The organism is Pedobacter ginsengisoli, from assembly GCF_002736205.1.
Lineage (GTDB): Bacteria > Bacteroidota > Bacteroidia > Sphingobacteriales > Sphingobacteriaceae > Pedobacter > Pedobacter ginsengisoli_A.
The window spans coordinates 1,392,917-1,404,630 of sequence record NZ_CP024091.1 but is presented as its reverse complement, the minus strand read 5'-3'; the positions used below and the strand labels follow the sequence as shown (position 1 = coordinate 1,404,630).

At 37.2% G+C, this 11,714-nt stretch carries 13 protein-coding genes; 1 reads left to right on the top strand and 12 read right to left on the bottom strand.

The window, feature by feature from the left end; translation table 11 throughout:
• Window positions 1–46: 46 nt before the first annotated feature.
• The 11 genes from CPT03_RS05735 to CPT03_RS05690 form a co-directional block, all read right to left on the bottom strand.
• The gene (locus tag CPT03_RS05735; protein WP_099437937.1) at window positions 47–1,312 is read right to left on the bottom strand and encodes a sensor histidine kinase; all 1,266 of its coding nucleotides are present in this window, start codon (window positions 1,310–1,312) and stop codon (window positions 47–49) included.
• 5 nt (window positions 1,313–1,317) lie between these two features.
• Window positions 1,318–2,691, bottom strand: coding sequence for a sigma-54-dependent transcriptional regulator (locus CPT03_RS05730; protein WP_099437936.1), 1,374 nt, complete (start codon window positions 2,689–2,691; stop codon window positions 1,318–1,320).
• Between the two features lie 20 nt (window positions 2,692–2,711).
• Window positions 2,712–3,896 carry an ABC transporter permease gene (locus CPT03_RS05725; protein WP_099437935.1) on the bottom strand — a complete coding sequence of 395 codons (1,185 nt, stop codon included), beginning with the start codon at window positions 3,894–3,896 and terminating at the stop codon, window positions 2,712–2,714.
• A 32-nt stretch (window positions 3,897–3,928) separates the two neighbouring features.
• Window positions 3,929–5,164, bottom strand: coding sequence for an ABC transporter permease (locus CPT03_RS05720; RefSeq protein ID WP_099437934.1), 1,236 nt, complete (start codon window positions 5,162–5,164; stop codon window positions 3,929–3,931).
• 20 nt (window positions 5,165–5,184) lie between these two features.
• Window positions 5,185–5,850 (bottom strand): ABC transporter ATP-binding protein, encoded by a 666-nt coding sequence (locus tag CPT03_RS05715; RefSeq protein WP_099437933.1) that lies wholly within the window; start codon window positions 5,848–5,850, stop codon window positions 5,185–5,187.
• A 23-nt stretch (window positions 5,851–5,873) separates the two neighbouring features.
• Window positions 5,874–7,364 (bottom strand): TolC family protein, encoded by a 1,491-nt coding sequence (locus CPT03_RS05710; RefSeq protein ID WP_216641611.1) that lies wholly within the window; start codon window positions 7,362–7,364, stop codon window positions 5,874–5,876.
• A 10-nt stretch (window positions 7,365–7,374) separates the two neighbouring features.
• Window positions 7,375–8,061: an efflux RND transporter periplasmic adaptor subunit gene (locus tag CPT03_RS22940; RefSeq protein WP_216641610.1), complete on the bottom strand. Its 687-nt coding sequence runs from the start codon at window positions 8,059–8,061 to the stop codon at window positions 7,375–7,377.
• Between the two features lie 17 nt (window positions 8,062–8,078).
• Entirely contained in the window at window positions 8,079–8,621 is a 543-nt protein-coding gene (locus tag CPT03_RS22935; protein WP_216641609.1) for an HlyD family efflux transporter periplasmic adaptor subunit, read from the bottom strand.
• Between the two features lie 143 nt (window positions 8,622–8,764).
• Window positions 8,765–9,160: a (deoxy)nucleoside triphosphate pyrophosphohydrolase gene (locus CPT03_RS05700; RefSeq protein ID WP_099437932.1), complete on the bottom strand. Its 396-nt coding sequence runs from the start codon at window positions 9,158–9,160 to the stop codon at window positions 8,765–8,767.
• A gap of 9 nt (window positions 9,161–9,169) precedes the next feature.
• Window positions 9,170–9,847: a pseudouridine synthase gene (locus tag CPT03_RS05695; protein ID WP_099437931.1), complete on the bottom strand. Its 678-nt coding sequence runs from the start codon at window positions 9,845–9,847 to the stop codon at window positions 9,170–9,172.
• Between the two features lie 43 nt (window positions 9,848–9,890).
• Window positions 9,891–10,157: a hypothetical protein gene (locus tag CPT03_RS05690; RefSeq protein WP_099437930.1), complete on the bottom strand. Its 267-nt coding sequence runs from the start codon at window positions 10,155–10,157 to the stop codon at window positions 9,891–9,893.
• A 295-nt stretch (window positions 10,158–10,452) separates the two neighbouring features.
• Between CPT03_RS05690 and CPT03_RS05685 the strand changes: the two genes are divergently transcribed.
• Entirely contained in the window at window positions 10,453–11,313 is an 861-nt protein-coding gene (locus CPT03_RS05685) for an EamA family transporter (RefSeq protein ID WP_099437929.1), read from the top strand.
• Here the strand turns inward: CPT03_RS05685 and CPT03_RS05680 are convergent.
• Entirely contained in the window at window positions 11,310–11,555 is a 246-nt protein-coding gene (locus CPT03_RS05680) for a hypothetical protein (protein WP_099437928.1), read from the bottom strand. The genes CPT03_RS05685 and CPT03_RS05680 overlap by 4 nt on opposite strands.
• Window positions 11,556–11,714 lie beyond the last annotated feature (159 nt).

The window sequence follows — 11,714 nt, the reverse complement described above, 5'->3', positions numbered from 1 at the left end:
GACATCAAAATGAAAAAGCAAAATAAGAAAGCATGTAAATTATTGATTAACTGAGCTGAATAACAAAATCCGTTTGCCCCTCAATTACCGTTTTTAATGAAAATGAGAAACCATGATTAAGTAATATTTCTCTGACTAGCGTCAGGCCAATACCCTGCCCATCCTTTTTAGTGCTAAAAAACGGGCTAAATAGTTGTTCATTTAAATCTTCCGATATACCCCTGCCATTATCGCTAATTTCAAGCCTCTTTTGTTTAGTATTAACGCTAAATTTCACAATTCCCTTCCCATCAATAGCTTCTATTGCATTCTTAACAATGTTGATCAGTACTTGTTCCAATTGTTGAAAGTCAGCCAAAATGTAAAATGGAGCGTCAGGCAAGTCAAATTCAAAGCTCACACCATTTTCCTTTGCTTTGATACCCATAAAATTCGAGACAGAATAGATTAAAGCCGTAAGATCAACCTGCAGTTTGTTTACAGGCATTAGCTTTACCAGATCTGCAAAATTTCTCATGAACAGGTTCAGGTTCTGATTTCTGGCAACTGCCACATGCATTGCATTTTTTAATGAAGATTTATCCGGTGAAGTCCACATATCGCCTGTATCCAAAGCCATATTTATAATGGAATTCACCGGGCCTACAGTATTATTTACTTCATGCGCCATCATTCTGATCACTTTGCCATAAGCATTCTTTTCTGCCTCAAATATTTCGGCAGTTACCTCTTCAATCATCACAAACATCCGGGGAAATCCTCTATCTATAAAGTGAGATTTCTGAACTTTATAGGCATGTAAACTTCCAATTCTTATCGTTTTGGGCTCACCTGGCTTAAGGGGTTCAAACTGGGCTAAAAGTACCTCAGGATTAACACCAAGTATCTCTTCGGCTTTTGGGTTAATCTGTTTTAAATTGCCATCATAATCAAGTATAACGATACCTGTAGGCGAAGTATGAATCAATTTTTCAAGAAAAAAGTGCTGTTCTTCCTGTTTTGTTCTTTCTTCTCTCAAAGCATCCATCATTTGATTGTATACATCTATTAATTCATCCGTTTCTTTCTTTCCTGTAGGTAAAAACTTAACATTAAAATCGCGATCATTAATAGCATTAATTCCCTCTTTTAGATAAACCAAAGGTTCTACAAGCTGTTTATAAAGCCCTATTGATATCACAACAGAAGCAATAACTAATACCTCAGAAATAATAAAAATTATCTTATTGCTCTCCAAAACAAGATAGCTCAATCCTAAAAAGACAAGATGAAGAACAACAATAAAGAGGATATACTTGGTCTTTAACTTCATTCAGTTTAATCTTCGGCTTCATTAAATGGAATCTGATACTTCTCAAGTCTACGGTATAGTGAATTTCTTGTTATCCCAAGAGATGCAGCGGCTTTGGTAATCTTATTTTGATGAAAGCTCATCGCTCTTTTTACCATTTCAACCTCCATCTGTTCAAGTGTAATACTGCCTACACCAGGCATTTGCACATCCACTTTTTTTGAGGGTGACAGCTCTAATTGGGTTTTAAAATCATCTATACCCAGTTCATTATTTTTACTCACTAAAATAGTCCGTTCAACCAGATTTTTCAATTGCCTTATATTTCCGGGCAGTTCTAATTGCTGAAGCCACTTCATTGCCATGGCAGATATTGACAACAATGGTCTGTTGTAAATTTCTTTAAGATTGTTAATAAAGAAATTAACCAATAACGGGATATCACCTGATCGTTCACGTAAAGGAGGTAAATATATGGTGATCAGGTTGATGCGATACAACAAATCCTCTCTGAAAGTGCCCGCACCGACCATCTCATTTAAATTTTTATTAGTTGCACACACCACCCTGACATCCACAGTTTTACTCCGGCTGCTCCCTAATACTTCATATGTCCTGTCTTGCAATACTCTTAGCAATTTAACCTGACTGCTGGCTTCGAGCTCTCCTATTTCATCCAAAAAAATAGTTCCTTTGTTAGACATTTCAAACCTACCCGTTCTATCAAATCTTGCATCTGTAAATGCCCCTCTTACATGACCGAACATTTCACTTTCAAACAATGATGATGATATTCCTCCAAGGTTAACTTTTACAAATGGCTTATTCCTGCGCAAACTATTTTCATGTATTGCTTCAGCAATCAGTTCCTTTCCTGTTCCGCTTTCTCCCAAAATAAGTACTGATGCATCAGTTGATGCTACCTGTCCTATCGTTTCAAGTATAGCCAGCATCTGAGGATCTTCGGCAATAATTTGTTTAAAACCATATTGTTTATCCAGCTGTATACGACTACTATTCTTTGACTTAGTAATATTTAACTCAAGTAATGTTTTAACTGACTGTAAAACATGTTCATTATTCCATGGCTTATTTATAAAATCATTCGCACCAAGTTTCATACCCTGAACCGCAAGCTGAATACTTGCCCAACCGGTAATCAAAATCACCGGGACACCCGCATTCAGCAACCTGATATTCCTCAGCAGCTCCATTCCCTCTCTTCCTGAAGTATCTATAGAAAAATTAAGGTCAAGAATGATGAGACTAGGTGCCTGTTCACTGATGATACTCAGTGCATCATCTCCATTTTCAGCAGTAAGCACCTTATTGCCGGCATTCTCAAGGAGCAATGCCAGCGAGGTTCTTACAGCGATATCGTCATCTACAATCAAGATCATATACAAAGTTAATATAGTTATTATTCTTCATGCAATGCAATTGCAGGATGTATGGCTGCTGCCTGTCTTCCTGGGTATAGAGAACATAAAATAACCAGTATATAAATGAAGAGTACAGACAATAAAAGGGCAATCAAATATACTGCTGACGGTAAATCAAATACATTCAGCAATGGGAACTGGATTGCAAAAAAAGACCCAAGTATGAGCGATAATGTAGCTAAAAATAAAGATTCAGTAACGAGTTGTGAGGCTACAGATGACCCGCTGGCACCAATTGCCCTACGCAGACCGATCTCTCCCCTACGCTGATTGATATTATACCAGAGTACACCAAATAAGCCCAGTGCCACATTGATGATCAGGAACCCAGCAATAGTACTACAGATAACAACCGGAATAACGGTATCCGCATTTTTAGATTCCCGTAGATTGGTCAGGTGACTAATCCCAATATTTGAATTAGGAATACTCTTTGCCATCAGTTTAGATAAACTGCTTTCAAAGACAGCATCTGCATTATCCGTAACCTTAATCAGGATGACACTAATCCATTCGTACGAAGCCGAATCAAGCATTTTATACATACCCGGTCCGGCAGGATAGTAATCACCACCTGTTTTAATATCTTCAATTACCCCAACGATCTTTGATTTATTCTTGTCCTCGTCGTCGCCAATGAGCTTGCCCACGGCCGGCTGAGTACCAAACATATTTTCCTTTAATGTAGCATTGATCACAATCAGATTGCTTTTCATAATGCCATCTTCTTTATTGAACCATCTTCCTTCCACCATTTTTGCAGACAGCGCTTTATCATAGTTCTGGTCTACCTGAAAATAATTGATGCGGTTGTATTTTTTTCCCTGGTAAGTAAAACCTGAAGTGGAATTACTGTTTGCGTACGGAAAATTACTGCCGGTAAACGACACTTCCTTAATTTGCGGCAAAGCACTAAGGGTTGATCTTACCTGGCCAAAGAATGTTGCCAACGTATCTTTATCCTTTGTTTTTAACGGATTACTATAGTATATAGCCCAAACCTTTTCGTACTCAAAACCAGTTGGCTTTCTGTAATTGAGGTAGTAATATACCAGCATAGAAGATATGGAAAAAATAACCAGAAAGGAGACCAAAATCTCGGAAAGGAACAGGATATTTTGCTTCCTTTTGTTCCATATCAACTTAAATAAATGTCTGAACATGATAATGTCTTGTTATATAAATAAAAACATAATTAATTGACCTTCAACGCTGCCACCACATTGAGCCTTGACATGCGCCAGGCTGGATATACACCAGACATCAGTCCGAATATAAGACAGAGCCCCAGCCCAATGGACAGGACGGTGAAATTGAGTGAACCTTCAAAATCCGGCGTAAAGCCCGACTGGTTGAAAACATAAATGGCAATAAACGAAAAGACCACCCCAAGAATTCCTCCAAGTAGGGTAAGGATAATATTTTCAATCAGGAATTGATAAACCAGCGTCTTTGAAGATGCCCCAAAAGCCTTCCTTACACCAATCTCTGAAGATCTTTCCATGATCCGTGTAATATTGATATTTACCAGATTAATGGTTGGCAGAAGCATAAATAACAGCACCACGCCACTTAAAATGGCTGTCATTTTCCCAAAACCAGCTGAATCATCATTACCAAATAAATTACGTGAAAGGCCCTCCATGGCACCGTCTGCATGGGCATACAGCTTATCATAATCCTTTTCGCGGGGAACTTTGCTTAGCATCTTTTCATATTCCGAACGCATTGCGGGCAAGTCTGCTTTAGATTTACCAACCAGTGCAACTCCAAAATTACCCATCAGCCCCTGATCCTCATTCTTCGTTTTGGAAACTGTGTAAGGCAGATATATATCACCAAAGAAATTTCTGTTGGTTCTTGGCACCCCTTTTACAACTCCTATTACACGGTAATTCACATTGTCCAGTTCAATATATTTGCCCACCACCTTAGCTGCATCACCAAAATAACTCTTCTTTGTCCGCTCAGAAATTACAGCAACAAACTCCGCATTGTCGATCTGTTGGCGGGTATATGGCTTACCTTCTAAAAACTTATACTCAGTCGCCTCCCAGTATACATCATTAGTAAATTTAAATTCAAGGCTGATCTTCTTGTTATTGACATAAGAATTTGCACTGTTTCCAAAAGAATAAAAGGCGATTTTATCAGGAACTTTAAGTGTTGATACATAACGCTTGATGAAATAGAGCGAAAGTGAACTGCTGTTTATCCAGCCTTCCTTAGAGTTCTTTTTGGTCATCCTGGTCACAAAAAGCATCTGATCCCTTTTATAATCCGGATAAGAAGCGCTTAATATATTATCAACAAGAGCTGTTGAGGTCATCAGAATGGTGAGTGTGAAACTGATCCCGAACAAACTGATAAAGGTGAAAAACTTTCTGCGGAGTAATACCGCTATGGCTATTTTAAAATAATTTTTAAGCATAAAACAGATGGTTAAAGGAATTACAGAACTTGTGAGCCATCAAACAACCGTACCAGACGGTGAGTTTTATGTGCCATATTTTCATCGTGAGTAACCATTACTATAGTGGTGCCATCATTCTTGTTCAGGTTAATCAGAATATCCATAATCTCATTTCCCATGGCACTATCCAGGTTACCAGTTGGCTCATCAGCCAATATAATTTGTGGCCTTCCTACAATAGCTCTTGCAATTGCTACACGCTGGCGCTGCCCTCCGCTAAGCTGCGTTGGAAAATGATTAATTCTATTGCTCAATCCTACCTTTGCCAAAGCTTCAGTAGCCAGTTCTCTACGCTCTTTAGCAGATCCCGTACGGTAAAGCAATGGAAGTTCCACGTTATCCAGAACTTGTAAATCATTTATAAGGTGGTAGCTCTGAAATATAAATCCAAGTTTCTGATTTCTGAATTTAGCCAGTTGCTGGTCTGAGAACTTCGTAATATCCTCACCAGCAATTTTAATATTACCCCTAGATGGTTCATCAAGTAAACCCATAATGTTAAGTAGCGTGCTTTTACCACATCCCGAAGGCCCCATTATTGACAGGAACTCTCCTTTTTCAATATCAAGACTTATGTCATTTATTGCCAGCGTTTCAACAGTGTCGGTGCGATACACCTTTTCAATATTTTGTAAACGTATCATAATGTATAATTAGTGATTAAGATTTATTTATAGATTATTTTTTCATTCTTTTCAAAGTCGTATAGCGACAAATACCTTAGCTGATAATATGCTCCCCAAAAATCTCTTAACGATGCTACATAATCTCTTTTTGCTCTGTCACTTTCCTGAAAGGCTATACTCAGATCAGTAATACTCAGGTTGCCCAAAACATAGCGCTCACTCGCAATCTGATATTTCTCAGAAGCAATCTTATCTGCCTGAGCGGTTAATTCCAGCTGCTCTTTCATCATATTAAATAGTGTTACCTGCGTTACTATCTGTTGTTTAAAGGTCTGCTTATCCTGCTCCACTTCGTAAATGGTAAATTGTTGATTGGCTTCCGCTGTTTTAGTTCTTGATTTAGATCTTCCCCAATCAAGAACCGGGATGGCCAGCTGCAATTGTACAGATTGCTGACTTTTAGGCGAACGGTAAACATCCAATATATTATTGCCTGCATTAGAAAACCCCAGATTGGCTTTTAATGTAGCAGTAAGGCCATTTTCTCCTTTAGCTTTAGCAACATCTCGTTTGGCTTCAGCAATACGTCTAACAAAGGCAATGGCATCAGATCGATTTTCAAAAGCTTCTATTAAAACTTTTTCTGATGATATTGTAACGTCTCTTACAGCCTCTGGCATTGTCAGCACAATCCTGTCATCACCTTCTATCCCAGCATAACTCCTTAGGGTCAATGTTGCAATTTCCATGTCTCTTTTAGCCGTTCCTACAGCTTTTTTAGCATTCACTTGCTCAAGTTGCAACTGTAATATCTCATTTTTAGAGATTTTTCCTAATTCAAACTTAGTGTTGGCAATGTTTAAAATGTTGCCCGTGTTAGTATAATTAGTTTCTGCAATATGAAGGTTTACCTGAGCAAGTAACAGATCAAAGAAATACCCCGTAACTGTAACAGAAATTTGCTCCTGAGATTCAATGTAGGCCTGTTTACTCTCATTATATTTTAATGGTGCTATTCTTTTATCCCACTTTAAGCTATTAAACTGCAATAAAGGTTGTATATATCCAATGCCGTAAGGTGTTCCATTATACAATACATTATCTCTGTCAAAATCTGTAAAACGTTGCAACTGGGTGGTACCATAAATAGTACCTCCTGTTGCTGCCAAACTCTGGCTAAAATCGAGCGTCAGTGATGAATTATCATTTCTTATGGGCTGAAAAATTACAGTTCCATTAGGCTGCAGTACCTGCGAATATGTTTTATTGTATCCTGGTAAAATACCACTTAGCGCCAGTTGAGGCTGGTAATTAGACTTAAATGTCCGCCATTCCCAATACTTGGTCTCTTTTACTGTAGTTGCTTGTTTAGCAGCTATAGAATTGGCTTTAGCTTTTTCAACTACTTCATTTAATGTCAATTTTAAAGTATCTGTACCGTTTTTAGTAGCAGTAATGACTGAATTTTCAATACCATTGCCCCAAACATCAAAGCAACATATGATCATTATGATTGTAAAACTGATTTTCATGTGCTTATGATCATTTAGTGATTGAGATTTCTTTTGAATATGCATACTTGCTCATATCAGATGTAATTACCGTTTCACCGGCTTTTATGCCATTAATGATCTCTACATAATCAAAATTGCTTAGTCCGGTCTTTACATTTCGTCGCACTGCTTTTCCATTACTCAACACAAAAACCTCTTGCTCATTTGAGCCTTTAAAAGCTGGCCCATTACTTACTCTAAGTACCTTACTCCTGGTCTCTGTAATTACAAAAACATCAACTTTCATATTTGGTCTAAGCAGTTTATTATTCTTTTCCTCAAGTTGAATTTCAAATGAAACAATTGAGTTGTTTACTGCCGGAGAAATACTTGCAATAGATCCTCTAAGCTGAGTATCATTTATTCTGATAATTACCGGCATGCTATTGTGAAGTTGATCAAGCATATTTTCCGAAATACTTCCTGCTATCTTGTAACTACTTAAATTTGCAATTCTGGCTAATGATTCGCCTTCTTTTATACTAGCTCCAATGTTTTTATTCACCCAGGTTACTACGCCTTCACGGGTGGCAATTACATTTGCCAGATCAAGCTTACGCTTTAAGGCTATGAGATCACTTTTTTGAATAGCTAAAGCTAGCTCGGCTTCTCTAATCTCTATTTTCATGGTTTGCTGCTTGTTTTTAATCTCATTTTCAAGCTGCTGCTTTTCCAATTCTGCTACTTTTAAATTTAACTGAGCCTGCTCAATATCTTCCTTGGTTCCCCTCCGGCTTTATATAGCCTTTGGGCACTAGATACTGCATCTTTAAAATTTGCAATTCGAAGCTGTTTAATGTTGTTGTTCGAGTTGATATCATAAAAGGTTTTCTCCAGATCAAGCTTTAATTTCCTTATTTCGTTTTCTTTAGATTCAATCTGGAACTTAAGTTTTTCAAAGTCCGTTTCGGCAGATGATTTATCAAGGGTAAGAATAGATTGTCCAGCCCTTACCTTTGTTCCTGCGTCCATAACTACATTCCTTACGGCAGCGTTTATTGGGCTGGTTAATACCTCTTCAAATTCGGGAAGCACTTCTCCAGTTGCGTTTATTGTATTTTCTATATCGCCTGTTTCAGCAACTGATGTAGTGAATTCAGCAGAAGCAATTGAGGGCCTAATGAAGGCGCGTAAAGCAAATACTCCACTCACCAAAATCCCTAGTATTAGGAATACAATTATCCTTGTTTTCTTTTTCCTCTTTGCAGTAACTTCTTCTTCAATTGATTTGTCCATCGGTTGTTTATTTTGACAAAGCTTTACAAGCCGAATACCAAACTTAAATAACTACAAAACAGATAGTTACAAAAACAAAAGCCAATAAAAATGCCCGATATCAAATTAAACGTTCGATATCGGGCGTTTTTAGGTATTGCTCGTTAATGGGTATCTAAAGAATTTAAATAATTTTCAGCGATAGGTATATCTGCTTCTGCCCAATCTTGCTCTAAAAGTTCCATCGCATCTAACCATTTATATGAAGCATGTTCTCTTAGTTCAATAGAGCCTCCAATAACTTTACAAACAAATGGGATCAAATTAATTGAAAACTCAACATAGTGGTGAATGTTAGCTGGCATTTCAGAAAGAATTCTGATATCTAAATTTAACTCCTCTTTTATTTCTCGTACAAGGCATTCAGAAGGTGTTTCACCTTCTTCAATTTTTCCTCCCGGAAATTCAACCTTCAAAGGTAATTTCATTGATGCACTGCGCTGAGTAACCAATACTTTATTAGCATCATCAACTATTATAGCACAAGTAACATTAATCATAATTATCTTTTACCATTTCATTAATTCCATCACTCTCATAAACTCAGCTTGAAGAGGGGCCTTAAGGTGAATTTCCTCATTAGTTACTGGGTGTTTAAATATAAGTTCTGATGCATGCAGTAACATTGTTGTCATTTCCCATTGTTCTTTAAACAGTCTATTTTGCTTATTACAACCATGCTTACGGTCGCCAATAATAGGATAAAAAATATGTGCAAAGTGCTTTCTTAGCTGATGCATTCTTCCTGTTGTTGGTGTAGCCTCCACCAAAGAATATCTGGAGGTACTATGTTTCCCAAAAGCAACATCCAACTCGGCCCTTTTTAAAGTTATAAAGGCAGTAAAAGCATCCTGAATAGTTCCATTCTCCTTAGCAAGCGGATAATCTATATCCAGACTATCAGGAGCATATCCCCTAACAACAGCAAGATATTTCTTTTGAACCAAACCATTTTGAAATTGCTGATGCATCGCTATCTCAATATCCTTTTCAAACGCAAACAATAGCAAACCGCCTGTTTTCCTGTCCAAACGATGAACCGGACTTACATGCCTGTTAATCTGGTCTCTTAAAAGCTGTAATGCAAATTCTTTCGCATCATTAGCAATCGACGAGCGGTGTACAAGCAAGCCATGAGGTTTATTAATCGCAATTAAATGGTCATCCTGATATACAATTTCTAGCATTTAAACTTTTTTTGGCGAAGATAACCTTTTAAAGCTTCCTGTTCTATTTGGAAGTAACTTCTTCTACTTCTATTAACTCCGGACCATTTTCAATTGGATAACCATCAATCTTGGTTCCTTTTAAAGTAACCTCTTTATCTACATAAGCATTTAAATCAACCTTACCGCTTTTTAATGCATAGGTTTTGGCATCAGCTGTTAAAATATGCGTACCATACTGGAATGTCGTCATCCCTAACTTTTCAATTTTACCACTTAACTTAACTAAGCCTTTACTACCTGCCTGCTTAGCTATGTTGCAGCTTACCATGGCAAATCCAATCAACAATAGGAATAATAATTTTTTTATAACCTTAAGACGCTAAAATTTTTAATTATGCTACAAAAAGCAATAATTAAAGATACTGAAATGTAGGGATGCAATGTTTAACATTTCTTAACATTTGCCTTTAATAATCCGCCTTATATTTGTGGTATAAATATTTGGTTAGTATTTATAGTTTAGGTTTAGTTGATAAATAAAAAGGCACCGATGGATTTCGGTGCCTTTTTATTTATCCATAATTCTTAAATTTGCGTGCTCTTCCTTAGGTTATCCAATATTCATGAGCACCAATAATAAATTAATAAATATCCCACCACTTCCTGCCGTATTGTTATCCATAGTTAGTGTACAAGGTGGGGCTGCAATAGCCAAGGGTTTATTTCCCGCACTTGGGGCAACTGGTACTGCTTCCGTGAGAATTGGCTTATCTGCAATTATTTTATTAGGAGCTTACAGGCCAAATTTAAAGCTACTTACAGCAAAACAATGGAAAGCTGTTATCCCTTATGGCATATCGCTTGGCTTAATGAATGTTATTTTCTATATGGCCATAGAAAGAATTCCTTTGGGTTTAGGCGTAACACTCGAATTTATTGGACCTCTCTTATTAGCAGTACGCGGGTCTAAGAGAGTATTAGATTTCTTTTGGGTATTATTAGCGGCTATTGGTATAGCTTTTATAGCCCCCTGGAATGAAAAGGGTATTGATTTAATTGGTGCATCACTTGCACTATTAGCCGGTGGTTTTTGGGCAGGTTACATCATTCTGGGTGGACGAATAGCTAAAATTATGGATGGAGAACAAGCTGTAGCGGTAGGTATGATATTCGCGGCCATTGTAGTGGTTCCCTTTGGTTTTGTAGGTGGTGGTTTAGGCAATTTTATCCCTATTATGATTTTAAGCGGTAGTGCGCTGGCATTATTATCAAGCGCCATTCCATTTACTTTGGAAATTGGTGCACTTAAAAAATTACCAGCGCGTACTTTTAGCATTTTAATGAGCTTAGAACCTGCAGCTGCAGCATTATGCGGGATAGTGTTTTTAAGTGAACATTTGACCCTACTTCAATGGCTTGCAGTATCATTTGTAGTCATGGCAAGTCTTGGTGCAACCCTAACAAAAGGAAAAAAGAACCTTTAACTTGCCATTGGGATACTACTTTTAGAAACTACCATTACGATAAGAGACCTTTGCTGCTCATCGCGAAAATTGATCAAAAAATTCTTATTACCGTTGTTCTTGATCAGACTGGTTAGTTTTGGAAACATCACTGCCAATGATTCTACCTGCTTAATATCGTCGCTATCTACAATAAGAAACCGAGAAGAAGCATCATTCTTAATATGCTCTATATTTTGGTGAAAAGGGTGTAAAGAATCCATGATATGATTGAGTTAAGTTGATTAATAAACTGTTAGTTTATATAACGAGATTAATCGTTATTCCGCTACAATTAGCTTCAACTATATTCAATTTTGTTTTAGACAATTACATTTTTAAATTATTCCGTACTTTGTAGTTATAAATTATAATGAACAGAT